29 protein-coding genes are annotated in these 25,000 nt (G+C 70.3%); 3 read left to right on the forward strand and 26 right to left on the reverse strand.

What is annotated here, in order from left to right; all coding sequences use genetic code 11:
* Positions 1-5: 5 nt before the first annotated feature.
* From dxr to KTR66_RS10900, 8 genes are all read right to left on the reverse strand, one after another.
* Positions 6-1,190, reverse strand: a complete 1,185-nt coding sequence (gene dxr / locus KTR66_RS10865) for a 1-deoxy-D-xylulose-5-phosphate reductoisomerase (RefSeq protein WP_213612616.1) — start codon at positions 1,188-1,190, stop codon at positions 6-8.
* Positions 1,181-1,993: a phosphatidate cytidylyltransferase gene (locus tag KTR66_RS10870; protein ID WP_213612617.1), complete on the reverse strand. Its 813-nt coding sequence runs from the start codon at positions 1,991-1,993 to the stop codon at positions 1,181-1,183. The genes dxr and KTR66_RS10870 overlap by 10 nt, the downstream gene beginning before the upstream one ends.
* A complete protein-coding gene (gene uppS / locus KTR66_RS10875; RefSeq protein ID WP_213612618.1) occupies positions 1,993-2,733 on the reverse strand; it encodes a polyprenyl diphosphate synthase in 741 nt (246 codons plus the stop codon). The genes KTR66_RS10870 and uppS overlap by 1 nt, the downstream gene beginning before the upstream one ends.
* On the reverse strand, positions 2,733-3,308 hold the full coding sequence (frr, locus tag KTR66_RS10880; protein ID WP_213612619.1) for a ribosome recycling factor: 576 nt from the start codon (positions 3,306-3,308) through the stop codon (positions 2,733-2,735). The genes uppS and frr overlap by 1 nt, the downstream gene beginning before the upstream one ends.
* A gap of 12 nt (positions 3,309-3,320) precedes the next feature.
* Positions 3,321-4,046 (reverse strand): UMP kinase, encoded by a 726-nt coding sequence (pyrH, locus tag KTR66_RS10885; protein WP_213612620.1) that lies wholly within the window; start codon positions 4,044-4,046, stop codon positions 3,321-3,323.
* 137 nt (positions 4,047-4,183) lie between these two features.
* Positions 4,184-5,095, reverse strand: coding sequence for a translation elongation factor Ts (gene tsf, locus KTR66_RS10890; protein ID WP_213612621.1), 912 nt, complete (start codon positions 5,093-5,095; stop codon positions 4,184-4,186).
* Between the two features lie 24 nt (positions 5,096-5,119).
* A complete protein-coding gene (rpsB, locus tag KTR66_RS10895; RefSeq protein ID WP_213612622.1) occupies positions 5,120-5,905 on the reverse strand; it encodes a 30S ribosomal protein S2 in 786 nt (261 codons plus the stop codon).
* 137 nt (positions 5,906-6,042) lie between these two features.
* Positions 6,043-6,639 carry a phosphonate metabolism protein/1,5-bisphosphokinase (PRPP-forming) PhnN gene (locus KTR66_RS10900; protein WP_213612623.1) on the reverse strand — a complete coding sequence of 199 codons (597 nt, stop codon included), beginning with the start codon at positions 6,637-6,639 and terminating at the stop codon, positions 6,043-6,045.
* 17 nt (positions 6,640-6,656) lie between these two features.
* On the opposite strand from KTR66_RS10900, the gene KTR66_RS10905 reads away from it, so the two are divergent.
* Complete coding sequence (locus tag KTR66_RS10905; protein WP_213612624.1) at positions 6,657-8,444, forward strand: gamma-glutamyltransferase family protein; 1,788 nt, start codon at positions 6,657-6,659, stop codon at positions 8,442-8,444.
* Between the two features lie 235 nt (positions 8,445-8,679).
* Here KTR66_RS10905 and KTR66_RS10910 read toward each other — a convergent pair whose 3' ends face one another.
* Entirely contained in the window at positions 8,680-9,429 is a 750-nt protein-coding gene (locus KTR66_RS10910; RefSeq protein ID WP_213612625.1) for an SDR family oxidoreductase, read from the reverse strand.
* A 127-nt stretch (positions 9,430-9,556) separates the two neighbouring features.
* Between KTR66_RS10910 and KTR66_RS10915 the strand changes: the two genes are divergently transcribed.
* Positions 9,557-10,600, forward strand: a complete 1,044-nt coding sequence (locus tag KTR66_RS10915; protein ID WP_213612626.1) for a C-terminal binding protein — start codon at positions 9,557-9,559, stop codon at positions 10,598-10,600.
* A 39-nt stretch (positions 10,601-10,639) separates the two neighbouring features.
* On the opposite strand, the gene KTR66_RS10920 is transcribed toward KTR66_RS10915, so the two are convergent.
* The 17 genes from KTR66_RS10920 to KTR66_RS11000 form a co-directional block, all read right to left on the reverse strand.
* Entirely contained in the window at positions 10,640-11,611 is a 972-nt protein-coding gene (locus tag KTR66_RS10920) for a tripartite tricarboxylate transporter substrate binding protein (protein ID WP_213612627.1), read from the reverse strand.
* Between the two features lie 3 nt (positions 11,612-11,614).
* The gene (locus tag KTR66_RS10925; protein WP_371819091.1) at positions 11,615-12,397 is read right to left on the reverse strand and encodes an SDR family NAD(P)-dependent oxidoreductase; all 783 of its coding nucleotides are present in this window, start codon (positions 12,395-12,397) and stop codon (positions 11,615-11,617) included.
* Positions 12,398-12,437: 40 nt separating this feature from the next.
* The gene (locus KTR66_RS10930) at positions 12,438-13,790 is read right to left on the reverse strand and encodes an NAD(P)H-dependent oxidoreductase (protein ID WP_213612629.1); all 1,353 of its coding nucleotides are present in this window, start codon (positions 13,788-13,790) and stop codon (positions 12,438-12,440) included.
* Positions 13,791-13,855: 65 nt separating this feature from the next.
* Entirely contained in the window at positions 13,856-14,227 is a 372-nt protein-coding gene (locus KTR66_RS10935; protein ID WP_213612630.1) for a hypothetical protein, read from the reverse strand.
* 112 nt (positions 14,228-14,339) lie between these two features.
* Positions 14,340-15,626 (reverse strand): histidinol dehydrogenase, encoded by a 1,287-nt coding sequence (gene hisD / locus KTR66_RS10940; protein WP_213612631.1) that lies wholly within the window; start codon positions 15,624-15,626, stop codon positions 14,340-14,342.
* Positions 15,627-15,745: 119 nt separating this feature from the next.
* Complete coding sequence (gene hisG / locus KTR66_RS10945) at positions 15,746-16,417, reverse strand: ATP phosphoribosyltransferase (RefSeq protein ID WP_249732031.1); 672 nt, start codon at positions 16,415-16,417, stop codon at positions 15,746-15,748.
* 11 nt (positions 16,418-16,428) lie between these two features.
* Positions 16,429-17,691 (reverse strand): UDP-N-acetylglucosamine 1-carboxyvinyltransferase, encoded by a 1,263-nt coding sequence (murA, locus tag KTR66_RS10950; protein ID WP_213612632.1) that lies wholly within the window; start codon positions 17,689-17,691, stop codon positions 16,429-16,431.
* A gap of 120 nt (positions 17,692-17,811) precedes the next feature.
* Positions 17,812-19,038, reverse strand: coding sequence for an HlyD family secretion protein (locus KTR66_RS10955; protein ID WP_213612633.1), 1,227 nt, complete (start codon positions 19,036-19,038; stop codon positions 17,812-17,814).
* Positions 19,039-19,041: 3 nt separating this feature from the next.
* Positions 19,042-19,458: a hypothetical protein gene (locus tag KTR66_RS10960; protein ID WP_213612634.1), complete on the reverse strand. Its 417-nt coding sequence runs from the start codon at positions 19,456-19,458 to the stop codon at positions 19,042-19,044.
* A 78-nt stretch (positions 19,459-19,536) separates the two neighbouring features.
* On the reverse strand, positions 19,537-20,340 hold the full coding sequence (locus KTR66_RS10965) for an SDR family NAD(P)-dependent oxidoreductase (protein WP_213612635.1): 804 nt from the start codon (positions 20,338-20,340) through the stop codon (positions 19,537-19,539).
* A gap of 30 nt (positions 20,341-20,370) precedes the next feature.
* On the reverse strand, positions 20,371-20,925 hold the full coding sequence (gene dcd, locus KTR66_RS10970) for a dCTP deaminase (protein WP_213612636.1): 555 nt from the start codon (positions 20,923-20,925) through the stop codon (positions 20,371-20,373).
* 1 nt (position 20,926) lies between these two features.
* Positions 20,927-21,097, reverse strand: a complete 171-nt coding sequence (locus tag KTR66_RS10975; protein WP_213612637.1) for a hypothetical protein — start codon at positions 21,095-21,097, stop codon at positions 20,927-20,929.
* 46 nt (positions 21,098-21,143) lie between these two features.
* The gene (locus tag KTR66_RS10980; RefSeq protein ID WP_213612638.1) at positions 21,144-22,121 is read right to left on the reverse strand and encodes a tripartite tricarboxylate transporter substrate binding protein; all 978 of its coding nucleotides are present in this window, start codon (positions 22,119-22,121) and stop codon (positions 21,144-21,146) included.
* Positions 22,122-22,195: 74 nt separating this feature from the next.
* On the reverse strand, positions 22,196-22,624 hold the full coding sequence (locus tag KTR66_RS10985; protein ID WP_213612639.1) for a GNAT family N-acetyltransferase: 429 nt from the start codon (positions 22,622-22,624) through the stop codon (positions 22,196-22,198).
* Positions 22,621-23,076: a CopD family protein gene (locus KTR66_RS10990; protein WP_213612640.1), complete on the reverse strand. Its 456-nt coding sequence runs from the start codon at positions 23,074-23,076 to the stop codon at positions 22,621-22,623. The genes KTR66_RS10985 and KTR66_RS10990 overlap by 4 nt, the downstream gene beginning before the upstream one ends.
* Positions 23,076-23,717, reverse strand: a complete 642-nt coding sequence (parA, locus tag KTR66_RS10995; RefSeq protein ID WP_213612641.1) for a ParA family partition ATPase — start codon at positions 23,715-23,717, stop codon at positions 23,076-23,078. The genes KTR66_RS10990 and parA overlap by 1 nt, the downstream gene beginning before the upstream one ends.
* Before the next feature lie 32 nt (positions 23,718-23,749).
* Entirely contained in the window at positions 23,750-24,379 is a 630-nt protein-coding gene (locus KTR66_RS11000; RefSeq protein ID WP_213612642.1) for a hypothetical protein, read from the reverse strand.
* A 140-nt stretch (positions 24,380-24,519) separates the two neighbouring features.
* Between KTR66_RS11000 and KTR66_RS11005 the strand changes: the two genes are divergently transcribed.
* A complete protein-coding gene (locus KTR66_RS11005) occupies positions 24,520-24,978 on the forward strand; it encodes a CBS domain-containing protein (RefSeq protein WP_213612643.1) in 459 nt (152 codons plus the stop codon).
* Positions 24,979-25,000: the final 22 nt, after the last annotated feature.

Raw genomic sequence — 25,000 nt, forward strand, 5'->3', positions numbered from 1 at the left:
TCCCGTCAGGCGGCCGCGCGAGTGGCGGCCAGCTCCGATGCGATGTGGCGTGCCGCGCGGTCCAATTCCAGCACGGCGTCCAGGTCCGGCACGCCGCGCCCGGCCAGGGCCGCCATGGTGTCTTCCACCACGGCCGCAATGTCGAGGAATCCCAGGCGCTTCTCCAGGAAAAGGCCGACCGCGACCTCATTGGCGGCGTTCAGCGCGCAGGGCGCGCCGCCCTCGGCCGCCAGCGCCTCGCGCGCCAGGCGGAGCGCGGGGAAGCGGACCGGGTCGGGGGCCTCGAAATCCAGCCGGCCGAGGGCGGCGAGGTCGAGGCGGGGCACGTCCACGGCCATCCGAGCGGGCCAGGCGAGGCAATGGGCGATGGGCGTGCGCATGTCGGGCGAGCCCAGCTGCGCCAGCAGCGAGCCGTCGCTGTACTGCACCATGCCATGCACGGCCGACTGGCGGTGCACCAGCACCTCCAGCCGCTCGGCCGGAACGGGAAAGAGGCGTGCGGCCTCGATCAGCTCCAGGCCTTTGTTGAACATGGTGGCGCTGTCCACGCTGATCTTGGCCCCCATGGACCAGACCGGGTGCCGCACCGCCTGCTCTGGGGTGGCCGTCCGCATCTGGGCCAGCGGCCAGTCGCGGAAGGGGCCGCCCGAGGCGGTGATGATGATTTTCTCGATCACCCGCGGGTCGCGCGGGTCGAGCGCCTGGAAGATGGCGTTGTGCTCGGAATCGACCGGCAGCAGCGTCGCGCCATGCCGGGTCGCCATATCGAGCACCAGTTGCCCGGCGCAGACCAGGCTCTCTTTGTTGGCCAGCGCCAGCGTGCCGCCGCGCTTCAGCGCCGCCATGGTGCTCTTGAGGCCCACGGCGCCGACGATGGCGGCCATGGTCCAGTCGGCCGGGCGGGCGGCGGCCTCGATCACCGCCTGGGCGCCGGAAGCGGTCTCGATACCGGTGCCCGCCAGCGCCGCCTTCAGCGCGTCATGGCAGGCCTCATCGGCCACCACGGCCAGTTCGGCCCGATGGGCGCGGGCCTGGGCGGCCAGCGTCGCCACGTCGCGGCCGGCCACAAGGGCGCGCACCCGGAACTGCCCAGGCTGGGCCGTATCCAGCAGCGCCATGGTGCTGCGCCCGATCGAACCCGTGCTGCCGAGCACGGTGACGCTGCGCGCCGAAGTCTCCGTCACACCCATCTCCACACATGAACCCCCGGCCCGGATGCCAGGCCGATCAGGGCCGCGACCGGGGCGGCGGCCATCACGCCGTCCAGCCGGTCGAGCAGCCCGCCATGCCCAGGCAGCAGCCCGGACGAATCCTTCACGCCGAAGCGCCGCTTGATCCAACTCTCAAACATGTCGCCCGACTGGGTGGCAAGGCCCAGCAGGACGGCCACCGCCGCGATGGTGCCGAGCGGCGCTGGCCCGCCCAGGGCCAAGGCGGCGCCAAGGCCAACCAGCATGGCGCCGAGCAGGCCGCCCAGCGCGCCCGACCAGGTCTTATTGGGGGAGATCCGGGGCGCGAGCTTGGGCCCGCCCAGGAAGCGGCCGGTGAAATAGGCCGAGATGTCCGAAGCCCAGACGACGAGGAACAGGAACAGCACATTGCCGCGCCCGGCCGCGCCGTCATGCCGCAACTCGAGCAGCGCGATGCCCGCCAGGCCGATATAGAGCACGCCGAAGCCCAGCCAATGCGCGGGCAGGGCGCCGGCCATGCGCCAGGCCACCACCGCGCCCAGCGCCACCACGGCAAGGCCCGCGAGCGGCCAGTTCAGCGCGGCAAGGCCCGCGCCGATCAGCACCGGCGGCAGCACCAGCAGCCCCGGCAGCCGGCGTGAGCGCCCCCCGCAGAGCCGCACCCATTCCCAGCCGAGCCCCAGCACGCAGAGCAGCATGAGCCCCGACCACCAGGCGCCGCCCACCCACATGCAGAACAGCGCGGCGGGCGCGATGAGGGAGGCGGTCAGGACGCGCGCGCGCAGATCCGCGAGCTGGGCCATCAGCCGGTGCGCGCGCCGAAGCGCCGCTCCCGCGCGGCATAGGCGGCTAGCGCCGCATTGAAATCCTCGAGGCCGAAATCGGGCCAGAGCACGGGCTGGAAGATCAGCTCGGCATAGGCGGCCTGCCAGAGCAGGAAATTCGAGATGCGCTGCTCACCGGATGTGCGGATGATCAGGTCCGGGTCCGGCATGCCAGCGGTAAACAGATGCCGTTCGAAGCTCGCCTCATCCAGGGCGGCGGGGTCGAGCTCGCCGCGCCGCGCGGCCTCGGCCACGGCGCGCGCGGCGGCCAGGATCTCGGCCCGCGCGCCGTAGGAGATGGCCATGTTGAGGTTGAGGCGCGTGCCGCCGGCCGTCACTTCCTCGGCCGCCAGCATGGCCTTCTGCGTCTCCTCCCCGAAGCGCGCGCGGTCGCCGATGACGCGCAGGCGCACCCCTTCCTTGGTCAGCTGGTTCACCTCGGCCCGCAGATAGTGGCGCAGCAGCAGGGTGAGTTCCTGCACCTCATCGGCCGGGCGGGACCAGTTCTCGGAGGAGAAGGCGAAGAGCGTCAGCCAGGAGACGCCGGCCCGGATCGCCGCCTCGATGGCGCGCCGCGCCGCATCCGCCCCGGCGCGGTGGCCGAGTGCGACGGGAAGTCCACGCGCCTGGGCCCAGCGGCGGTTGCCATCCATGATGATGGCGACATGCCGGGGCGTCTCCGCCCCTGCACCCGCCACTGGAGCCGGGTGCGCGCTCATCAAACGGTCTTGATGTCCTTTTCCTTCTCGGCGAGGAGGACATCGATCTTCTTCACATACTCGTCCGTCAGCTTCTGGACCTCGTCGGACCAGCGCTTGGCGTCATCCTCGCCGATCTCGGACTTCTTCTTCCAGGCCTGGATCTGCTCCATGCCGTCGCGGCGCACGCCGCGGATCGCGACCTTGGCACCCTCGGAATACTTGGAGGCGGTCTTCGCCAGCTCATTGCGGCGCTGCTCGGTCAACGGCGGCAGCATGACGCGGATGGTCTGGCCTTCGGATTGCGGATTGAGCCCGAGGCCCGAATCACGGATCGCAATCTCGACGGCCTTCACGACCGAGCGGTCCCAGACCTGCACCTGCAGCATGGACGGGCCGGCGACCGAGACGTTGCCGACCTGCGAGAGCGGCTGGTTGTTGCCATAGGCCTCGACGCGGATCGGCTCCAGCAGCGAGGGGCTGGCGCGGCCGGTGCGAAGCCCGCTGAACTCCTTCTTCAGCGTGTCGATCGCGCCATCCATGCGGCGCACCAGATCGGTCTTCAGGACCTGACGGTCGGGCGGGGGAGCGGCCATGATGTGTGACTTTCAGGGCGTGTCGGTGACGGTGGTGAAGCGGCCTTCGCCGCGGATCACGGCGGTGAAGGCGCCGGGTTCGTGGATGTTGAAGACGATGATGGGCAGGTGGTTCTCGCGCGCGACCGAGATCGCCGCCGCATCCATCACGGCGAGGTCGCGCGAGAGCATTTCGAGGTAGCTCAACGTGGTGTAGCGCGAGGCGTCCGGGTTCTTGCGCGGATCGCTGTCATAGACGCCATCCACCTGCGTGCCCTTGAGCAGCGCCTGGCAGCCCATCTCGGCCGCGCGGAGCGCCGCAGCCGTATCGGTGGTGAAGAAGGGGTTGCCGGTGCCGGCCGCGAAGATCACCACGCGGCCCTTCTCCATGTGCCGCATGGCGCGGCGGCGGATATAGGGCTCGCAGATCGAGCTCATCTCGATGGCGGATTGCACGCGCGTCTGCACGCCGATCTTCTCGAGCGCGGATTGCATGCCGAGCGCGTTCATCACGGTGGCCAGCATGCCCATGTAATCGGCCTGGGCACGGTCCATGCCGGTCGCCGCACCTGCGACACCGCGGAAGATGTTGCCGCCGCCGATCACCAGCGCGACCTCGACACCGAGGTCCACCACGCCCTTGATGTCCTGCGCGATGGCCTTCACGGTCGTGACGTCAAGGCCATAGGCGCGGTCGCCCATCAGGGCCTCGCCCGAGACCTTCAGCAGGACGCGCTTGTAGCGGGGCGGTTCGCTCATGGCGGGGGACGGTTCCTTGGCGGTTGGTGCGACGATAGCAGGGGGGCGGGTCGCCGCAAGCGCTCGCGGCCGCCGGATGGTCGGGCCCGCCGAAAAAGGGGCGGGCCGGGGCTGATCGCCCGGCCCGCCATTCGCCTTTACGAAACGCCGGCGGTGGCGGCCACTTCGGCCGCGAAGTCGGAGACCTGCTTCTCGATCCCCTCGCCGAGCTGGAAGCGGGTGAAGCCGGTCAGCTTCAGGCCCAGCTTGTCCACCACGGCCTTCACGCGGCTCTCGCCGTCATGCACCCAGACCTGCTCCAGGAGGACCACTTCCTCGTAGAACTTGCGGATGCGGCCTTCCACCATCTTCTCGATGACGGCGGGCGGCTTGCCAGAGGCCTGGGCCTGCTCGGTCAGCACGGCCTTCTCGCGCTCGAGCGCGGAGGGCTCGACGGCGCTGATGTCCAGCGCCGCCGGGCGGGTGGCCGCGACGTGCATGCCGATCTGGCGACCCAGCGTCTCCATCACCGACATCTCGTTCTCGCCCTCGAGGGCGACGAGCACGCCGATCTTGCCGAGGCCCGGCTTCACGGCGTTGTGCATGTAGGTGGCGACCGCGCCCTTGCTCACGCGCAGCACGCTGGCGCGGCGGATCGTCATGTTCTCGCCGATGGTGGCGATCAGCTTCGTCAGCTCTTCCTGGGTGCTGTGCTGCGTGCCCGGATAGGTCGCGGCCTTCAGCGCCTCGATGTCGTCGCCGACGGAGAGCGCCAGCCCCGCCACCTCGGAGACGAAGTTCTGGAAGCTCTCATTGCGCGCGACGAAATCCGTCTCGGCATTCACTTCCACCATCGCGGCCACATGCGGGCCGGAGGCGACGCCCACCAGGCCCTCGGCGGCCACGCGGCCGGACTTCTTCGCCGCGGCGGAGAGGCCCTTCTTGCGCAGCCAGTCGATCGCGGCCTCGATGTCGCCGCCGGTTTCCACCAGCGCCTTCTTGCAATCCATCATGCCGGCACCCGTCGCTTCGCGCAGGTCCCGAACCAGGGCAGCCGTGATTTCAGCCATCTTCTTGCTCCTTCTTGCGCGCGATCAGGCCTGGGCGGCCGGCTCTTCGGCGGCGACCTCGATGGTCACCTCCTCGGCCACCGGCTCGGCCAGGGCGCCGACATCGCGGCCCGAGGCTTGCATCTCGGCCGAGATGCCGTCGAACACGGCGGCCGCGATCAGGTCGCAATAAAGGTTGATGGCGCGGATCGCGTCGTCATTGCCCGGGATCGGGAAGGTGACGCCGGTGGGATCGCAGTTGCTGTCCACCACGGCCACCACCGGGATGCCAAGCGTATTGGCTTCCTGGATGGCGAGCTTCTCCTTCACGACGTCGATCACGAAGATCATGTCGGGCAGGCCGCCCATCTCCCGGATGCCGCCCAGCGCGCGGTCGAGCTTGTCGCGCTCGCGCGTCAGCATCAGGATTTCCTTCTTGGTCAGGCCCTGGATGTCGCCCGAGAGGCGCGCATCCATCTCCTTCAGGCGCTTGATCGAGCCCGTGATGGTCTTCCAGTTGGTCAGCATGCCGCCGAGCCAGCGGTGGTTCACGTAGTACTGGCCGCAGCGCGTCGCGGCCTCGGCCACGTATTCCGCCGCCGCCTTCTTGGTGCCCACGAAGAGCACGCGGCCGCCGCCGGCCACCGTGTCACGCACCGTGCGCAGCGCGCGCTCCAGCATGGGCACGGTCTGCTGCAGGTCCAGGATATGCACCTGGTTGCGCACGCCGAAGATGTAGGGCGCCATGCGCGGGTTCCAGCGCCGCGTGTGGTGGCCGAAATGCACGCCCGCCTCGAGCAGCTGGCGCAGGGAAACTTCTGGCATCGCCATGTCGAACTTCCTTCCGAATCAGTCCGGTTGAGCCTCCGCGGTGCAAACCTCGGGGATGAGCCGAGACCGGACCCTGCCGTGAGGAAGGGAGCACCGCGTGTGGATTTCCGCGGGGCCCATGCCTCGCGGTGGCTGGCCTATGGCCGAAAACCGCCCGGAAGGCAACCCGCGGCCACCGCTTCCAGCGCGGATCTGAGCCGCGCGGCACCCTGTTCCACCGGGCCGTCATTGATGACGCGCAGCATGTCGAGCCCGTCCGGCAGCGGCACCTCGCGCGCCAGGCGGGCTGCGATGGCGCCCGCATCCTCCCGCCCGCGCGCGGCCAGGCGCGCGGCCAGCAGGGCAGGGGGCGCCGTCACCTCGATCACGGTCAGCGCGCGTAGCGCCGCCGCCTGGAGGAGCACCGCGCGCGAGAGGCTGAGCACCACGACCCGATCCGCCGGCGCCTCCTCATGCCGGATGCCGTAGCCCAGGCCATGGGCGCGCCAATGCAGCAGGAACTGGCCTGCCGCGAGGGCTGTCTCGTAACCCTCGGGCGTCAGTGCCTCATGCACCTCGCCACCCGCGACCTCGGGCCGGGTGATGCTGCGGCGGGCGAAGTGGAAGCGCGGGTCACCCTTCAGCCCTGCCCTCACCGCATCCAGCAGCGTGTCCTTGCCCGCGCCCGAGGGGCCGGCGAGCGCGACCCAGCCCGGTTGACCGAAGCCCGCAATCGCCCCCAGATCAGACGGCATCCGAAAAGGTCTTCCCCATGTTCACCACCCGCCCCGAGATCGCCGGCACCTTCGGCGCGGTCGCCACCACGCATTGGCTGGCGAGCCAGGTCGGCATGGCCGTGCTCGAGCGCGGCGGCAATGCCTTCGACGCCGCGGCCGCCGCCGGCTTCACCCTGCAGATCGTCGAGCCGCACCTCAATGGCCCGGGCGGTGATTGTCCCATCATTCTGCACGATGCCAAGCAGGGTCGCGAAATTGTCATCTGCGGGCAGGGGCCGGCCCCTTCCGGGCTGAGTGTGGACCTGATCGCGAACAAGCTCGGCCTCGACATCATGCCGGGCACGGGCTTCCTGCCCGCCCCCATCCCCGGCGCCTTCGACGCCTGGGCCACCATGCTGCAGAACCACGGCACCTGGCGGCTGCGCGACGTGCTGGCCTATGCCATCGGCTATGCCCGCAATGGCGCGCATATGGTGGCGCGCATCTGCCAGACGGTGGCCACCGTCCGCCCGCTCTTCGAGGCGGAATGGACCTGCTCCGCCGCGCTCTGGCTGCGCAATGGCGGCCCGCAGCCCGGCCAGCTCTATGCCAACCCCACGCTGGCCGACACCTATGAGCGCGTCCTGCGCGAGGCCGAGGCCCCCGGCCGCTCGCGCGAGATGGAGATCGAGGCCGCCCGCCGCGCCTGGTATTCCGGCTTCGTGGCCGAAGCGGTCGAGCGCTTCGCCCGCATCCCCGCCATGGACACCTCCGGCCAGCGCCATGCGGGCGTGATCACCGCGCATGACATGTCCCAATGGCGCGCCGGCATCGAGGAGGCGGTGCGCCTCGATTATCGCGGCACCACCGTCCTGAAATGCGGCGCCTGGAGCCAGGGGCCGGCCATGCTGCAGACGCTGGCGCTGCTCGCCGGCTATGACCTCGCCGCGATGGACCCGGTGGGCGCGGATTACGTCCATCACGTCACCGAGGCCATGAAGCTCGCCTTCGCCGACCGGGAGGCCTTCTATGGCGACCCGAATTTCGTGGATGTGCCGCTCGCGACCCTGCTCTCGCCGGAATATGCCGAGGCGCGCCGCAAGCTGATCGGTCCCGACGCGTCGCTGGAATTCCGCCCCGGCAATCCGGACGGCCTCCCCATCCGCGGTGTGGACTATGCCGCCGCCGTCCGCCGCGCCGAGGAAATGGCCATGGCCGCCGGCACGGGTGAGCCCACCGTCTCGCGCCTCGGCGCGGCCGGTGGTGACACCTGCCATGTGGACGTGATCGACCGCGACGGGAATTTCGTCAGCGCCACGCCCTCGGCCGGCTGGCTGCAATCCTCGCCGGCCATCCCGGAACTCGGCTTCTGCCTCGGCACGCGCTGCCAGATGTTCTGGCTCGACGAATCCCTCCCCAACGGCCTGAAGCCCGGCAAGCGGCCGCGCACCACCCTCTCGCCCTCCATGGTGCTGCGCGACGGCAAGCCCTGGATGAGCTTCGGCACGCCCGGCGGCGAGCAGCAGGACCAGTGGCAGCCCATCATGCTCACCCGCATGCTGGCGCATGGCTTCAACATCCAGGAAGCGATCGACCTGCCCAGCTTCCACTCCGAACACTGGGTCAGCAGCTTCTGGCCGCGCGGCGCCAAGCCCGGCAAGCTCGTCCTCGAAGGCCGCTTCGCGCCGGACGTCCTCGCCGCCCTCCGCGCCCGCGGCCACCGCGCCGAAATGGGCGGCGACTGGAGCGAAGGCCGCCTCACCGGCGCCCGCCGCGAAGCCGATGGCCAGATCTTCGCCGGCGCCAACCCGCGCGGCATGCAGGGCTATGCCGTGGGGCGGTGAGGTTGCCCTAGGGAGGACGCCGTCCTCCCCAGACCCCACCTGCCAAGGGCCGAGAGGCCCTTGGAACCCGGGACTGGGCCTTGGGAGGGAGGGGGCGTCGCGGGAGCGCCCGTGATCCAGGGCGCGCCCTGCCCCCTCCCTCCCAAGGCCAAACTCTCGGCGGGTCCAGGGGCGCCACGCCCCTGGCGGGAGGGTCCGGGAGGGCAACGCCCTCCCGGGGAAGAACCTCAACGCATCACAGCTTGCGCTGCATCTGCGCCAGGTAGCTGCGGTTGCGCGTCGGCGTGATCAGCACTTCGTTGATGCAGACATGCGGCGGCTGGCTGGCGAGGAATTTCACCAGGGCGCCGCAATCTTCCGGCTGCACCATCTCGGCGAGTTCCTTTTCGGTGAGCTTGTTGGGGCGTTTGTCGAGGATGGGCGTGCGGACTTCGCCCGGGCACATCACGGTGCTGCGGATGCCGTTGCCGCATTCCTCCATGTTCAGCGAATGGCTCATGGCGACCACGCCGTGCTTGCTCGCGGTATAGCCGGCGCCGCTCAGCGGGCTGACGAAGCGGCCGGCCATCGAGGCCGTGTGGATGAAGAGGCCGTCCTTCTGCGCGCGCATGATGGGAAGGGCCGCCAGCACGCCGTGGAAGGCGGAGGTGAGGTTGCCTTCGACGAGTTCCTTCACGCCCTCGGCCGAGAGGTTGCTCCAGCGGCGTTCGGTGATGTTGAGTCCGGCATTGTTCACCATGACGTCGAGGCGGCCGAGCTTCTGCTGGATGAAGTCCGCGACCTTCTGCACGGCGGCGGCCTTGCTCATGTCGGCGGTCTTGACGTGGGCGGTGCCGCCCATGGCCTTGATGCGCGCGGCGACGGCATCAAGCTTGGCCTTGGTGCGGCCGGTCAGCACGACGATCATGCCCATCTCGGCCAGCGCGATCGCCGCTGCCTCGCCGATGCCGCTGCCCGCACCCGTCACCCATGCGACCTTTGTCATTGGACCTTCCTTCCTTGGCTTGGTTGCGGCCAGTCTGCCGCAAGGCCGCGCGCTGGCAAGCCCGCGGCCTTGCCGGGTGCGGGGACGCATGCTTGGCTTGCCCCACAAGAGAGGGAGGCCAAGGCCAATGGCGAAGTTCCGCATCGTGACGCCCGCGGGCGCCAGTTTCACCACCGCCGGGGGCGGCTATGAGCTCGAAATGGAGGCGCTTGCCGGCCTCGATGCCGAGATCGTGGAAGCGCCGACGGACACGGCGGGTTTCATCGCCGCGGCCGCCACGGCGGATGCGATCTACGCCAAGGGCATTCCCATCACGGCCGAGATCATCGGCGCGCTGAAGAACTGCAAGGTGATCAGCCTGGGTTCGGTGGGCGTGGACAGCGTGGATGTGAAGGCGGCGACGCGTGCGGGCATTCCCGTGACGAACGTGCCCGACACCTTCATCGAGGAGGTGGCGGACCACTGCATGATGCTGCTGCTGGCGACCTTCCGCCGCGCCATCGAGCAGGACCGCATGGTGCGCGAGCATCGCTGGAAGGAAGGCCGCCCGGCGCTGCTGAAGATCCCGCGCCTGATGGGGCAGACGCTGGGCTTCATCAGCTTCGGCCGCGTGGCGCGCGCGGTGGCGAAGCGCGCCGCCCCCTTCGGCCTGCGCATGATCGCCTATGATCCGTTCCTCGATGAGACGCTGATGAGCGAGCACGGCGTGCTGCCGGCGACGCTGACCGAGGTGATGAGCCAGTCCGACTTCGTCTCGATGCATGCGCCGGCCCGGCCGGAATGCAACAAGATGCTGCAGGAGAAGCACTTCCGCCTGATGAAGAAGAGCGCGATCTTCCTCAATGTCGGCCGTGGCCCTACGGTGGATGAGGCGGCGCTGATCAAGGCGCTGAGCGAGGGCTGGATCGCCTATGCGGGCCTGGATGTGCTGGAGGTCGAGCCGCCCTCCCACAACAACCCGATCCTCAGCATGGACAATGTGATCCTCTCGGCGCACACGGCCTCGGCCTCGGCGCGCTTCGATGAGGCGCGCAAGCGCCGCGTGGGCAGCGAGCTCTCGCTGGTGCTGCAGGGCAAGTGGCCGATGAGCTGCGTGAACCCCGCCGTGCTGCAGAACACGAAACTGCAGCGTTGGCAGCCCGTCGGCCTGGGCCGCGGCCCGAACAGCTGAGGTGATGGGGCGGGTGATCCGGCGGGGCCGGATCACCCCTCAATCCAGCACGATCCCGCGCGCCCGGATGATCGCGGACCAGCGCGCGCGTTCCGTCTCGATCATCCGGCTGAGGGCGGCCTGGTCCCGCACCGGCTGGATCAGCAGGCCGAGGCCGCCGAAGCGCTCCTGGAAGCCATTGTCGCGCTGCACCTCGGCCAGTGCCGCGCTGAGCCGGGCCTGGATCGGCTGTGGCGTGGAGCGCGGCGCGGCGACGCCGAACCAGGTCGTCGCCTCGTAATCCGGGAAGCCCTGCTCGGCCACGCTCGGCACCTGGGGCAGCACGGGCACGCGGCCGCGCGTCGTCACCGCCAGCGCGCGCAGGCGCCCGGCCTGCACCAGGGGCAGCGCCGTCAGGATCACGTCGAACATCACCTGCACATCGCCCGCCATCAGCGCGGTCAGTGCCGGCGCGCTGCCGGGATAGACGACGTTCTCCAGCTCGATCCCCGCCGCGCTGCGGAACAGCTCGGCGGCGAGGTGGATCGGATTGCCCACGCCGACCGTCGCGGCGTTCAGCCGCCGCTGGCGGGCAAGCGCGACGAATTCCGCGAGGTTCGCGGCGGGCAGCGCGGGCGGGACGACCATGAGCAGCGGCGTTTCGACCATCGCGGCCAGCAGCGTGAGGTCGCGGTCGGCGTCGTAGGGCAGGCGGCGGTAGAGCAGCGGGTTCACCACCATGCTGGCGCCCGAGGCCATGAGCAGCGTGGTGCCATCGCCCGCGGCCTGGGCCACGGCCTGGGTGCCGATGATGGTATTGGCCCCGGCGCGGTTCTCGACCACGACCGGCTGGCCCAATTCGCGTGAGAGACGCTCGGCGATGAAGCGGCCGAGCTGGTCGGTCACACCGCCCGGCGCATAGGGCACGACGAGGCGGAGCGGGCGGCTGGGCCAGGCCTCCTGCGCGCGCAGGGCTGGCGCCGCCAGCGCGGCCGGAACCGCGATGGCCGCGCGGCGTGTCAGCGATGCCATGGCTCAGTCCTCGACGAGGGGCGGGCCGGCCAGCACGCCGCCATCGATCACCATGCTCTGCCCGGTCATGAAGCCGGAGGCGGCGCTGGCCAGGAAGACGGCAGCCCCCGCGATCTCGTCCGGCTCGCCGATGCGCAGCAGTGGCGTGTCGCGCGTGCGCTTCTTCAGGTTCACCGGATCTTCCCACAGGGCGCGGGCGAAGTCGGTCCGCACCAGGCCGGGGGCGATGGCGTTCACGCGCACGCCGCGCGGGCCCCATTCGGTGGCCAGCGCGCGCGCCAGCTGCATGTCCGCCGCCTTGGAGACGCCGTAGATGCCCAGCCGCGGTGAACCGCGGAAGCCGCCGATCGAGCTCACGATGATGACCGAGCCGCCGCCACGCGCCGCCATGCCCGGGATCGCCATCTGGCAGAGCCAGAGGTTGCTCCGGACATTGGAGTTCATGATGCGGTCATAGGCCTCGTCCGGAATGTCCTGCGAGGGGCCGAAATAGGGGTTCACCGCCGCGTTGCAGACCAGCACGTCCACCTGGCCATAGGCCGCGATGGTGGCATCCACCAGCGCCTGCAGCTCGGGCTTGCGGCCGATGTTGCAGGCGACCGCCATGGCGGTGCCGCCATTCGCCGTGATGCCGTCCACCACCTCCTGGCAGGCATCGAGCTTGCGGGAGCTGACGACGACCTTGGCGCCATGCTGCGCCAGACGCTCGCAGATGGCGCGGCCGATGCCGCGGCTGCCGCCGGTGACGATGGCGACCTTGCCGGTCAGGTCGAACAGGTTTTGCACGCGGGCTTCCTCCGTTTTGTTGGGAGGAAGCGTAGCGGGCCTATTCGGCGGCCAACAGGGGGCGCGCCTGGCTTTCCATCTCGTGGCGGAGCCGCACCGCATCCTGCGTCGCGTCCAGCGCCACGTCGGATTGGCGCAGGACCGCGCCCGCCGGAATGTCGCGCAGCAGCTTCACGCCATGGGCGAGGCCGATCGGCAGCGCGTTCTCGGCCAGGCTGCGCGCGGCCGGGATGCACTTGCCCCAGACCATGGCGCCGCCCTCGCCATCCAGGATCTCGCCGGCCTTGAGCGGACGCTTGGCGGTGGCCACCGCATCGCCGCGCCAGGCCTCGCTCATGCCCGTGGGCTCGCGCCGCAGCGCGACGGAGGCGACGGAGACGGCGAGTTCCAGGCCGATGAGGTGATAGGGGCGCCAGAGTGCGGCGTAATGGCCGGTGCTGTCCGTGTGCACGCCGTACTCCGAGAAGCAGCGGCGGATATAGTCGGTCTCGCCCTCGAAGACGGCATAGACGCCCCAGCGCAAATCCCCTACCACCTGGCGCGCATCGCGCTCCAGGCTGCTGATCACCTCCACCATGCCCTTCTGCGGCAGGATGCCGCCCTCGCTGCGCGGGCGGAGGATATGCGGCAGGTCCTGCACGCCGCAGGGCGGGAAGGCGAGGCCATCCTCGGGCGGGAGAAGGCCGGTGGCGTTCGCGATGGCGGCCATCTCGATGCTCGACTTCGTGCCATCGAGGAAGGAGTTGAACATCTGCGGGTTCATCCCGCCCGCCTTGGCCTGCTCCGGCGTCAGCCCGTAATGGCCCCAGACCGTCTCGGGCGTGGAGGCGTGGAAGATGGGCAGGTATTTCGTGCCCTTGCCGGCGGCGATGACCGGCAGGCCCATGGCGCGGATGGTATCCACCATCTCGCAGACCAGGGCCGGCTGGTCGCCATAGGCCATGGAATAGACGACGCCCGCCTGGGCGGCCTTCGCCGTCAGCAGCGGGCCGGCCAGCACATCCGCCTCGACATTCACCATGACGATGTGCTGGCGCGCGGCGATGGCGGCGAGCGCGTGGCGGATGCCGGCGGCCGGGTTGCCGGTGGATTCCACCACCACCTCGATGCGCGGATCATTCACCGTCGCCGCATCCTCGGTGACGAAGGTGGCGCCGGAAGCCAGCGCGGCATCGAGGCTGGCGGCGGCCGAACGCTCCGGCTCCCAGCCGATGCGCGTCAGGTTCTCGCGCGCGCGGGCGGGCGCGAGATCGGCGATCACGGCCACATGGATGCCGGGCGACCGCGCCGCCATGGCGAGGAACATGGCGCCGAACTTGCCGGCGCCGATGACGCCGACGGTGATGGGCTTTCCAGCCGCCGCGCGGGCGGCGAGGAGGCGGGAGAGGTTCATGGTCGGGTCACCTGTTCAAATGCCTGGCGCAGACAAGCCACGGCCCGGCCCTGGAGGCAAGCCGCCTACTGCACCAGCACGCAGGAGGGGTTTTCCTGCGTGCCCGAGACCTGGAGCGTGGCCGCCCGGTCGCCCAGCCCCGTGACCTGGCAGAGTTGGCGCAGAGGGCCGCCCACATTGCCGCGGATGGTGAAGCGCACCTGCGTGGCACCCGGCTGGCCGCGCTGGCAACGCCGGCCGGGGTCGGTGACGACATAGTAGATGTTGTTCCAGGTGCCGGCGCTGTCGCGGGCGTCCATGATGATATTGGCGGCCCAGCTGCTCTGAAGTTCCACGCAGTAGAGGAAGAAGGTCGAATTCTGGCTTTGCGCGGGGGGCGCGATGGCCAGGGCCGAGAGGCCCAAGGCGGATGCGGCGAGCAGGGTGTTGCGGATCATCGGGGATCTCCTTCGCCAACCATGCTACCGCTGCGCCGGGGCCTGCCCAATCGGTGCGCGCGATCGATGCGATCGGTTTCGCCCGATCATCACGGCCGCCACACGCCGCCTGTCAGAGCCGGATGGCGACGCTCGCCGCATGGGCGCCCAGGCCCTCGGCCTCGGCCAGCTTGACCGCGGCGGGGCCGATGGCGGCCAGGCCCACGGCATTGGCCTCCACCCAGGTGGTCCGCTTCAGGAAATCATAGACCGAGAGGCCCGAGGCGAAGCGGCTGGTGCGGCCGGTGGGCAGCACATGGTTGGGGCCGGCCACGTAGTCGCCGATGGCTTCGGGCGTGTAGCGGCCGAGGAAGGCGGCGCCCGCGTGGCGGATTCGCGCGAAGAGGGCCTGTGGATCGGCCGTCATGATCTGCAGGTGCTCCGGCGCCAGGCGATTGGTGAGGTTGGCGGCCTCCTCCCAGTTCTGGACCAGGATGATGGCGCCATGCCTGGCCCAGCTTTCGCCCGCGATGGCGCGGCGGGGCAGGGTTTCCAGGGCCTTCTCCACCTCGCGCGCCACGGCCTGCGCGAAGCCCGCGTCATCGGTGATGAGGATGGATTGCGCGGCCTCGTCATGCTCGGCCTGGGCCATCAGGTCCATCGCCACATGGGCCGGGTTGTTCGTGCCATCGGCCAGGATCAGCACTTCGGAGGGGCCGGCGATGGAATCGATGCCGACGCGGCCGAAAACCTGGCGCTTGGCTTCCGCCACATAGGCATTGCCAGGGCCCACCACGCGGTCCACCGGCGCGATGCTCGCCGTGCCCCAGGCCAGCGCCGCCACCGCCTGCGCGCCGCCGATGCGCCAGACTTCCGTGACACCCGCGCGGCGGGCGGCGGCCAGCACCAGCGGGTTGAGCGCGCCGCCCGGCGTGGGGACGACCATGGCGAGGCGCGCCACGCCGGCCACGCGCGCCGGGATGGCGTTCATCAGCACGGAGGAGGGGTAGGCCGCCTTGCCGCCAGGGACGTAGAGGCCGACCGCATCGAGCGCGTTCCAGCGCAGGCCGAGGGCGACGCCATCGGCGCCGGGGAGGACGAGGTCGGCCGGGAGTTGCGCGCGGTGGAAGGCTTCGATGCGCTGTGCGGCCAGGTCGAGCGCTTCCAGCAGCGTTGGCTCCACGCTGGCGATGGCGGCGTCGACCTCGGCGGGGGTGACGCGCAGCGCCGTGGGGTCGGCCGGCGCCCAGCCGTCGAAGCGCGCGGTCAGGCGCAGCAGGGCGGTGTCGCCTTCGCTGCGGATGGACTGGATGATCTCGGCGACGGCGGCGTCCACGCGCGTGGTCGTATCGCGCCCATCTTCCAGGATGGCGGTGAAGGCGGCTTCGAAGCCGGCATCGCGTGTGCTGATCAGCTGCATGTCAAACTCATGGTTCCCAAAGGCCTGGGCCTTTGGCGGGGTCCAGGGGCAGCGCCCCTGGGGGCATGTTTGAGGGGCTGATTCACGCCTTTGGTGATTCCACCAAAGGCGATCAGACCCTAGGCGAGGGCGGCCCTGAACCGCGCAATCCACCCGGCGATTTCTTCCGGGCGCGTCTTCAGCGCGGTGCGGTTCACGATGAGGCGCGAGGTGACATGCGCGATGACTTCGGTTTCCACCAGCCCATTCGCCTTCAGGGTCGAGCCGGTCTGCACCAGGTCCACGATGACGCGGGAGAGGCCGAGGGAGGGCGCCAGCTCCATGGCGCCGTTCAGATGCACCACCTCCGCCTGCACGCCGCGGGCGGAGAAGTGGCGGCGGGCGATGTTCGGGTATTTGGTGGCGACGCGAATGCGCGACCAGCGTGACGGATCGTCCTGCCCCGCCGTCACCGCCTGTTCGGCGACGGAGACGCGGCAGCGGCCCAGGCCCAGGTCGAGCGGCGCGTAGATCTGGTCCGTGTCGTATTCCATCAGCACGTCGCCGCCGCAGACGCCGATCTGCGCGCCGCCATGGGCCACGAAGGTCGCGACGTCGAAGGGGCGGACGCGCACCACGTCCAGCATCGGGTCATTGGTCTCGAAGCGCAGGCGGCGACTGTCCTCATCGGCGAAGTCGGCGGCGGGGACGATGCCGGCGCGGGCCAGCACGGGGCGCAGTTCCTTCAGGATGCGGCCCTTCGGCAGGGCCAGGATGAGGCCGGTGCCGGCCTCGCTGGTGGTCAGCGGCATGGGCATGTCCATCACGCGGGCAGCCGCGCGATGTCGGCGCCGACGGCGGCCAGCTTCTGCTCGACATGCTCATAGCCGCGGTCGAGGTGATAGACGCGGTTCACGATGGTCTCCCCCTCGGCGGCGAGGCCGGCCAGGATGAGGCTGACCGAGGCGCGCAGGTCGGTCGCCATCACCGGCGCGCCGGCGAGCTTCGGCACGCCGCGGATGATGGCGGAGGTGCCGTGGAAGTTGATGCGGGCCCCCATGCGCATCAGCTCGGGCACATGCATGAAGCGGTTCTCGAAGATGGTCTCGGTGATCATCGAGGCACCCTCGGCCACGCACATCAGCGCCATGAACTGGGCCTGCATGTCGGTCGCGAAGCCGGGGAAGGGTTCGGTCACCACATCCACGCCGCGCAGGCCGTTGAGGCGGCTGACGGTGAGGCCGGTATGGGTCTCGGCCACATCCACGCCGGCATCGCGCAGCACGCGGGCGACGGCGCCCAGATGCTCCATCTTGGCACCTTGCAGGTGCAGCGTGCCGCCGGTGATGGCCGCCGCGCAGGCATAGGTGCCGGCCTCGATCCGATCAGGGACGATGGGGTGGGTGGCCGACATCAGCGTGGCTCCGCCCTCGACGCGCAGCGTGCCGGTGCCGATGCCCTCGATGCGGGCGCCCATGCGCATGAGGCACATGGCGAGGTCGCTGATCTCGGGCTCGCGCGCGGCGTTGACCAGCTCGGTCTCGCCCTCGGCGAGGCAGGCGGCCATCAGCAGGTTCTCGGTGGCGCCGACGCTGACCTGGGGGAAGATGATCTTGGCCCCGCGCAGCTTGCCCTGGGGGGCGCGGGCCTCGATGTAGCCGGCATTGATGTCGATCTCGGCGCCGAGCTGCTCCAGGCCCTTGATGTGCAGGTCCACCGGCCGGGTGCCGATGGCGCAGCCGCCGGGCAGCGAGACGCGGGCCTGGCCGTAGCGGGCCAGCAGGGGCCCGAGCACGAGGACGGAGGCGCGCATCTTGCGGACGATGTCGTAGGGCGCTTCCAGGTTGGTGGCGGCGCCGCTCAGCTTCAGGGTCCGGGCCTCGCGGTCATGCTCGACGGTCAGCCCGTGCTGGACGAGCAGGGCGCGCATGGTGGCGATGTCGGCCAGGTCCGGCGCGTTGGTCAGCGTCAGTGGCCCGTCGCAGAGCAGGGCGGCCGCCATCAGCGGCAGGGCCGCGTTCTTGGCGCCTGAGACCGGCACGGTGCCGTTCAGCTTCACGCCGCCGCGGATGCGAATCCGGTCCATGTGATCTCTGCCTAATCCAAAACCCAGCCTGGAGCCTGGATCATCTGCCACCACCCCCCGCTCAAGACAACCGCGCCCTGAGCATGGCCCGCCCCCGGCCGGAGGGGGCGGCGGCGCCGGTCAGTGGCCGGAGAACACCAGTGCCTTGAAGGGCAACATAAGGGTCTGAATTCGCAGCAGGATCGCATGCACCAAGCCGACGGCGTCGATCCCATGCAGTGCGATGGCCTGCAGTGTCCCGGTGGCCGGGTCGCTCAGCGCCTCGTGGTTCGAGGTGTAGGCGTTGGCGAAGCAGTTGCTGCCAGGGATCACCTGGTCCAGCCCGCCGGGATAGAGCGGCTCAAGGATGGCCAGCACGGTGCCGGGCCGGCTGAACTGCTGGGCGTCCAGCAGCACGTCGCCGCCGCGCACCTGCCCGCTGGCGACGAAGGGCTGCACGCCCGTCACCACCATGGGGATGACGGTCCAGGGCAGGGACGCGCAGCTCGCCTCGGCCAGCATGCCGACGCGCAGGACGCGCGCCTCGATCTGGCCGAAGCCGGCGGCGAGGCGCGGGCTGCGCTGGCCCAGATCCTCCGGCACCAGCACGCCCGCAGGGCGGGCGAAGGGGTTCACCACATCGCCCACCTGCAGCAGGAACTGCTCCACACGGCCAGAGACGCCGGCGCGCACGATGGTCTTGTCCAGCTCGGCCTCGGCCTGGGCGAGGGCGGCCAGCGCGCTGGCCCGCTCGGCCGGGAGCTGATCGGAGAGCCGGGCGGCGACGGCCTCGCGCGCGGCCTGGGCGGCGGCGACCCCCGCTTCGCGCTGCCGCACCGTCACCTGGAGGCGCTCCACCTCGCGCCGGGCCGCGACATCGCCGAGCGAACGGCGCATCGCCAGTTCATCCGCCGTCTGCTGCAGCGCGGCCTGGGCTTCCAGGATGCGGGCCTCGGCGGCGGCAAGGTCGGCCTGGGCCACCAGCCGGGCGGCATCCACCTCGGCCACCGCGCGCCGCGCGACCTCGACGGCGGTGCGCTGGGTTTCGTCCGCCAGGCGGAACAGCGGCGCGCCGGCCTCCACCGCCTCGCTGCCGCGGACGTAGATCTCGGCCACGCGGCCGTTGATCTGGGGGACGATCGGCACGGTGCGGAAGACCGAGCTGACATGCACGCTGGTCGGGTGGAAGTAGAAGACGGCGGTGATCAGGCTGATCGCCAGCAGCAGGCAGGTGACGATGCCCCAGCGCAGCTCGAACCAGACCGAGAAGAGCGTGATCTCATGGCCGAAGCGCTTGCCCTGGGCGTAACGCCGGAAGAGGTAGTCCGGCAGGATCGTGACCATCGAGCAGAGCAGGATTTCCAGCATGGCTCAGTGGCCCCGCTTCCTGGCGGCCTGGGTCTGCGGCTGCGCCTCGGGATCGTCGCCGCCGCCGGGCGGCAGGCCTGCGATGCGCTCGCTCGATCCGGCGATCCGGCGCATGGGGCTCAGGAAATCCGGGAAGTCGATCAGCGCCAGCAGGAGCCCGGCCACCCAGAAGGCATGGATATGGGTGAAGAGGGCGAGCAGCCCGAGCACGGCCACGATCTCGAATTGCAGCTTGTGGGTGCGGTGCGCCATGCGCTCCGGCAGGGTGTGCAGCCTGAGGAAGAGCAGGCCGAAGGCGATGGTCGAGACCAGCAGGATGCCGGCCGTGATCCACATCAGCCCGTCGCTGCCATCGGGGCCGGGGATGAAGATGGGCAGGTGGTGCGGGGCGGCCGGATGGATGGCGGCGGGCGTGCTCATGCGGCGGGATTCTTGTGCTGTCGGGGAGGGAGGGCCCGCGCGAGCCTATGGCCTTCGCCTCCCCGGCGAAAGTCCTGGTCAGCCGGTCCGGCCGCGTTGGCGAGCGAGGTGCCAGCGCTGCACCCGGGCGATGAGCGCATTGCGCAGATCTGGCGGCAGCGCGCCCACCAGCCGGATGCCCAGATGCACGCGGCGCGGGAAGGAGATGCGCGTCCGGCCGGCGGCAATTCCCTCCAGCGTGAGCCGCGCGGCGCGCGCCGGCCGCATGATCAGCGGCATGGGCATGGTGTTGCCGGCACTGAGCCTGGTGCGGATATAGCCCGGTGCCACGGCATGAAGCCGGATGCCGCGCGCGCGCTCATTGCCATCCATCGCCTCCGCCCAGGCCTGGAGGGCTGATTTGCTGGCCGAATAGGCGGGCGCCATGGGTGCGGCCACGAAGGCGAGGATGGACGAGATCACCGCGATGCGGCCGCGCACGCCATCGGTGTCCATCGGCTGCTCCGCCATGGCGGCGATGGCTGGCAGCGCCGTGTTGATGGTGCCGGTGACATTGGTGTTCAGGATGCGCCGCGCCTGCTCGGCGCATTCGAAGGGGGCACCGATCTCGCCCAGCACAGCGGCATTGGCGATGACGAGGTCGAGCGGCCTGGACCCCTGCACCCAGCTCGTCATGGAAGCCGCGTCGCAGACATCGATCACGGCCGTGGTGACGCAGGCCCCGCGGGCGATGCACAATGCCTCGGTCTCCGCCAAGCCCGCCGGGTCGAGATCCCCGAGATGAAGCATGACTCCGGGCGCGGCGCAGGCCTCGGCCAGCGCGCGACCCAGGCCGGAGGCCGCGCCGGTGATCAGCACGTTTCGCCAATTGTAGCGACCCACGGGGTGTCTCGGCCTTCGCGAACCCGTCCTCTACAGCCGTGGCAGCGCCACGCCGCGCTGGCCCATGTATTTGCCCGCGCGGTCGGCATAGCTCACCTCCGGCGCGCCGGCCCCCTGCAGGAAGAGGAACTGGCAGATCCCTTCATTGGCGTAGACCTTGGCCGGCAGCGGCGTGGTGTTGCTGATCTCGATGGTGACCTGGCCTTCCCACTCGGGCTCCAACGGCGTCACGTTCACGATCAGGCCGCAGCGCGCATAGGTGGACTTGCCGAGGCAGACCACCAGAACGTCGCGTGGCACCTTGAACCACTCCACCGTGTGGGTCAGCACGAAGGAATTGGGCGGGATGATGCAGACAGGGCCCTTGCGGGTGACGAAGCCGGTCTCCGAGAATTCCTTGGGGTCCACCACCGCGTTGTCCACATTGGTGAAGACCTTGAACTCGTCCGCCGCGCGCGCGTCATAGCCGTAGGAGGAGAGGCCGTAGGAGATCACGCCTTCGCGCTTCTGCGCCTCGATGAAGGGCGAGATCATGCCATGCTCGGTCGCCATGCGGCGGATCCAGTGGTCGGGCATGATGGGCATGTCAGGGCTTCCTCGGCTCTGGCTCGGAGGAGGGGGGTCTAGCCTCGTTCGGGGCGTCCCGTCCATCGGCCGAGGCGTCCGGCGCCTCGGCGCGGGCGCGCTGCTGCGCCTTGCGCTTGCGGAGATTGGCCCGCAGCGCGGCGGCGCGGCGGGCTTCCTTGTCGTCGGTCATGCGGCGGCGTGGTCCAGCTGGTTGGGCGATGCCGGCCCGTCACACCTCAACCCGCATCCATCTGCAACCCCTCGCGGCGGATCACCTCGGCCCATTTGCGGGTCTCGGCCGCGACGAAGGCGGCGAATTCCTCCGGGCTGAGGCGCAGCGGCACGCCGCCCAACTCGGTGAAGCGGGCCTTGGTCTCATCGAGGTCGAGCCAGGCATTCACCTCGGCATTCACGCCGGTCACGACGGCCGTCGGCAGGCCTGCGGGGCCGAAGACGCCGAACCAGGTGTTCACCTCATAGCCCGCCAGCTCGGGCAGCGTTTCGCGCATCGCGGGCACCTCGGGCAGCTGCGGGCTGCGCTCGGCGCTGGTGACGGCGAGGGCGCGGACGCGGCCGGCGCGGATGTGCTCCATCACGCCGGTCAGGTTGTCGATCATGAAGGCCACATGCCCGGCCAGCAGGTCCACCTGGGCCGGGCCCGAGCCCCGGAAGGGCACATGGATCGCCTGGGCGTTCAGCATCTGCAGCATGAGCACGGGCGAGAGATGCGTCGATTGCCCCACACCCGTGGACGCATAGGGGATCTGCCCCGGCCGCGCTCGCAGCAGCGCCGCGAGCTCAGCCACGTTGCGGGCCGGCGTGTCGTTGTTCACCACCAGCACGTTGGGGCCGCGGATGGTGCCGGCGATGCTGGTGATCTGATCCGCGCGGTAGGCGAGGTTGCGGAACAGCGAATAGGCGATGGCCTGCGGGCCGATATTGCCCGACATCAGCGTGAAGCCATCGGGGCGGGAGCGCACCAGCTCCAGCGTGCCGATGGTGCCGCCGGCGCCAGCCCGATTCTCCACCACCACGTTCACGCCCCAGCGCGCCTGGAGCCGTGGGGCCATCAGGCGGGCCATGATGTCGGTGGTGCCGGCGGGGGCGGCGGGAACGAGGATGCGCACCGGCTGGGCCGGCTTCCAATCTTGCGCCCGGGCGGCGAGGGGAAGCAGTGGCAGGGCAAGCGCTGCGCGCCGGGCGAGCTTGGGCATGGACGTTCTCCTCAAGGCCTTGTCTTTGGCCGGAGCATGTCCCCCTTTGGCGCGCGCGTCACGCGCCTTCGTGGTCAGACCAAGCGCTTGCGGTACCAGATCCGCGCATGCCCGGGCGGCATGCCGTCCAGCCGCCCGGCCTCCACCCAGCCATTGCGCGTCCAGAAATGGGGCGCGTGGAAGCTGAAGGTGTCGGTATAGGCATCGGTGCAGCCGCGGGCGCGCGCCACCGCCTCGGCGCGCGCCAGCAGCTCGGTGCCCAGTCCCTTGCCGCGCTGGTCCTGCGCCAGCCAGAGCCAGTCGATGAAGAGCCAGTTCCAGTAGGTGAGGCCGAGGAGCCCGCCCTTCACCACCTCATCCTCGTCGCGCGCCAGGACGGTCACCGGCTCGCGGTCATAGGGGCCGCCGCGCTCCTGGTTGTAGCTGTGCAGGCCGCGTTGGATGGCGGCCACCGCCTCCAGCTCGGGATAGTCGTCGTCGCGGATGGTGAGGTTGTGCGTCAACCGATGCGCCCCCAGGCGGCGATGCCGAGTGTTGTCAGGCCCAGCAGGAGATTGGCCGTGACGAGCAGGCGGATGCGGTCATTGGCGGCGGCGGCGCGCGGCGCATCGCCCGCCGCCAGCGCCTCGCGCATCGCCCGCCAGGGGCCGAAGAAGATCGCGAGGTAGATGGCGGCCATCAGCAGGCCCGTCAGGTGCATCAGGTGCACATGCCACCCCACGCCACGGAAGCCGCCGTAATGGCCGAAGAGCAGCCAATAGCCACTCACCAGAACGATCGGCATGGCGTGCCAGACGATGAGGAAGAAGCGCCTGTGGACGCGGCCCATCAGGGCCAGGCGCTGCGGTGGCTCCAGCACACTGAGCGCCGGACGGAGCGCGAGGATGGCGAAAGCCATGCCACCCACCCAGAGCGCCGCGAAGACAACATGCAGCGCGAAGGCGAGGTTCGCCATCACTTGCCCTTGGCCTTGCCGGCGACAAGCTTGCCGATCGCCGCGGCCAGCGCGCGCATCTCCTCGGCGGCGGGGCTGCGAGCGGCACTTTCCGTCACGCCCTGTCCCAGCGCGAAGGCGGCGCCGAAGGCCGAGCGGTTGCCGAGCGTCTGCGCCATGACGGGCGCCTTGCGCCGCGCCAGTTCCTCCATGACCACATCCCGCAGGCGGCCCGAGGCAGGAAGGCGGTTCAGCACCAGCCGGTGCGCACGCTTCTCGGCCTCGGCCAGCGCGATGGTCGCCTCGCTGGCCCAGAGGTCGGGGAGCGAGGCCTGGAGCGGGATCAGCACGAGGTCGGCGCCGCGGATCGCGATCCGGCTGTCGGTGTCGGCATGGGGCGGCGTGTCCAGCACGATCACATCGGCCTCGCGCTTGAGCTTTTCCAGCGCGCCGGTGACGCGCCAGCCCGACGGCGCGTCGAAGAGGAGGCGCGGGGCCGTGGCGGGGCGCAGCGCATGCCAGCGCGAGAGGCTCGCCTGCGGATCGGTGTCGAGCAGCGCGACCCGCCGGTTGCCCTGGAGCAGGGCGACCGCGAGGTTGGAGGCGAGGGTGGATTTCCCAGCCCCCCCCTTCTGCTGTGCGACGGCGATGATGAAGGCCATTCCAGCGCTCCGGCGAATCGTCGGCGCGCAGTCTAGCGCGAATCCCGCGCCTTGAGCGCGGCCCGCGCCGCCGCCATCACACTGATGGCGGGAACCGTCAGCGGCGGCGCCTCCGGCAGCAGGGCGGAGGCGCCCGCCATGGAGGCCTGGGCAAGGACGACGCGCCCGGGCAAGGGGCGCGCCACCTCGGCGATGCGGGCGTGGTAGGCCGCCGTCTCGCCAGCCTGGAAGAGCGGCCAGGCGCCCTCCACCAGGTGCAGGCGCAACTGCGCGCCGCTCTTCCGGGCGGCCGCCTCGAAGATGCTGCGCGTGGGCCCCTCGGTGGTGGGGGCGGCATAGAGCACTTCGACCAGCCCGCCGCGCCGCGTCGCCGCCTCGGCGAGCGCGGCATCGGCGCGCAGCACGGGCCGGGGCGCATCCTGCGCATGGGCGGCTGCGTCGCCGATGGTGGAGCAGGTGAGCAGAACGGCATCCGCCCCCTGGGCCATTTCGCGGAGCAGGGCAGCCGCCTCCTCCAGCGTCTCCGGCGTCGGGTCGCGCAGCAGGTCCGGCCGGACCCGGTGCGTGAGGGCGAGGGCGCCGCCAGGGAGGGCGGCGGCTGCGGCCTGGAAAAGGAGGGCGTTGCTTTCCGCCGTGTGCAGGCAGGCCAGGGTCAGGGGCATGGGGGATGCTACCGGCGGTCCTGCGGCGTGTTGCATGAGCGAAACATGAAGTCTTCGACAGGTCGACGGAATCTGTGATGCCTGAGTGTGCCCGTAGGTTATAGCGGTGGGCTTCGTTTCCCCATCGCAAGGATGCAGCCATGACCGTCGGTGCCGTGCTCAACCAGAAGGGTGCTGCCGTGATCTCGGTCCTGCCGGGTTCTCCGGTGACCGAGGCGGCGGAGATCATTTCCAAGCGGCGCATCGGTGCCGTCGTGGTCTGCGATGCCGAGGGCACGCTGGTCGGCATCCTGAGCGAGCGGGACGTGGTGCGCGGCCTGACGCAGCATGGCGCGGGCCTGCTCTCCCTGCCCGTCTCCGCTCTGATGACCCATGAGGTCGAGGTGGTGACGGCGGCCACCTCGGTGGATGAGGCCATGGAGATCATGGATGCCGGCTATTTCCGCCATCTGCCGGTGGTGGATCGGAACCGGCGCCTGTGCGGCATCGTCTCGATCCGCGACCTCGTGCGCTTCCGCATCACCAGCCAGCAAAGCGATGTGGAATCGCTGCAGGCTTACGTCATCGGCCGCGGCTACGGCCTCGGGCGGGTGGCCTGAGGGGAGGGGGCGCCGGGCGGGG

Origin of the sequence: Roseococcus sp. SDR (assembly GCF_019083995.1) — a bacterium.
In the GTDB taxonomy this organism is placed as follows: Bacteria; Pseudomonadota; Alphaproteobacteria; order Acetobacterales; family Acetobacteraceae; genus Roseococcus.

Bases quoted from the DNA above. Each gene is read 5' to 3' on its own strand.
- dxr (WP_213612616.1), bottom strand. From the start codon at position 1,190: ATGGGTGTGACGGAGACTTCGGCGCGCAGCGTCACCGTGCTCGGCAGC.
- KTR66_RS10870 (WP_213612617.1), bottom strand. From the start codon at position 1,993: ATGGCCCAGCTCGCGGATCTGCGCGCGCGCGTCCTGACCGCCTCCCTC.
- uppS (WP_213612618.1), bottom strand. From the start codon at position 2,733: ATGAGCGCGCACCCGGCTCCAGTGGCGGGTGCAGGGGCGGAGACGCCC.
- frr (WP_213612619.1), bottom strand. From the start codon at position 3,308: ATGGCCGCTCCCCCGCCCGACCGTCAGGTCCTGAAGACCGATCTGGTG.
- pyrH (WP_213612620.1), bottom strand. From the start codon at position 4,046: ATGAGCGAACCGCCCCGCTACAAGCGCGTCCTGCTGAAGGTCTCGGGC.
- tsf (WP_213612621.1), bottom strand. From the start codon at position 5,095: ATGGCTGAAATCACGGCTGCCCTGGTTCGGGACCTGCGCGAAGCGACG.
- rpsB (WP_213612622.1), bottom strand. From the start codon at position 5,905: ATGGCGATGCCAGAAGTTTCCCTGCGCCAGCTGCTCGAGGCGGGCGTG.
- KTR66_RS10900 (WP_213612623.1), bottom strand. From the start codon at position 6,639: ATGCCGTCTGATCTGGGGGCGATTGCGGGCTTCGGTCAACCGGGCTGG.
- KTR66_RS10905 (WP_213612624.1), top strand. From the start codon at position 6,657: ATGTTCACCACCCGCCCCGAGATCGCCGGCACCTTCGGCGCGGTCGCC.
- KTR66_RS10910 (WP_213612625.1), bottom strand. From the start codon at position 9,429: ATGACAAAGGTCGCATGGGTGACGGGTGCGGGCAGCGGCATCGGCGAG.
- KTR66_RS10915 (WP_213612626.1), top strand. From the start codon at position 9,557: ATGGCGAAGTTCCGCATCGTGACGCCCGCGGGCGCCAGTTTCACCACC.
- KTR66_RS10920 (WP_213612627.1), bottom strand. From the start codon at position 11,611: ATGGCATCGCTGACACGCCGCGCGGCCATCGCGGTTCCGGCCGCGCTG.
- KTR66_RS10930 (WP_213612629.1), bottom strand. From the start codon at position 13,790: ATGAACCTCTCCCGCCTCCTCGCCGCCCGCGCGGCGGCTGGAAAGCCC.
- KTR66_RS10935 (WP_213612630.1), bottom strand. From the start codon at position 14,227: ATGATCCGCAACACCCTGCTCGCCGCATCCGCCTTGGGCCTCTCGGCC.
- hisD (WP_213612631.1), bottom strand. From the start codon at position 15,626: ATGCAGCTGATCAGCACACGCGATGCCGGCTTCGAAGCCGCCTTCACC.
- hisG (WP_249732031.1), bottom strand. From the start codon at position 16,417: ATGCCGCTGACCACCAGCGAGGCCGGCACCGGCCTCATCCTGGCCCTG.
- murA (WP_213612632.1), bottom strand. From the start codon at position 17,691: ATGGACCGGATTCGCATCCGCGGCGGCGTGAAGCTGAACGGCACCGTG.
- KTR66_RS10955 (WP_213612633.1), bottom strand. From the start codon at position 19,038: ATGCTGGAAATCCTGCTCTGCTCGATGGTCACGATCCTGCCGGACTAC.
- KTR66_RS10960 (WP_213612634.1), bottom strand. From the start codon at position 19,458: ATGAGCACGCCCGCCGCCATCCATCCGGCCGCCCCGCACCACCTGCCC.
- dcd (WP_213612636.1), bottom strand. From the start codon at position 20,925: ATGCCCATCATGCCCGACCACTGGATCCGCCGCATGGCGACCGAGCAT.
- KTR66_RS10975 (WP_213612637.1), bottom strand. From the start codon at position 21,097: ATGACCGACGACAAGGAAGCCCGCCGCGCCGCCGCGCTGCGGGCCAAT.
- KTR66_RS10980 (WP_213612638.1), bottom strand. From the start codon at position 22,121: ATGCCCAAGCTCGCCCGGCGCGCAGCGCTTGCCCTGCCACTGCTTCCC.
- KTR66_RS10990 (WP_213612640.1), bottom strand. From the start codon at position 23,076: ATGGCGAACCTCGCCTTCGCGCTGCATGTTGTCTTCGCGGCGCTCTGG.
- parA (WP_213612641.1), bottom strand. From the start codon at position 23,717: ATGGCCTTCATCATCGCCGTCGCACAGCAGAAGGGGGGGGCTGGGAAA.
- KTR66_RS11000 (WP_213612642.1), bottom strand. From the start codon at position 24,379: ATGCCCCTGACCCTGGCCTGCCTGCACACGGCGGAAAGCAACGCCCTC.
- KTR66_RS11005 (WP_213612643.1), top strand. From the start codon at position 24,520: ATGACCGTCGGTGCCGTGCTCAACCAGAAGGGTGCTGCCGTGATCTCG.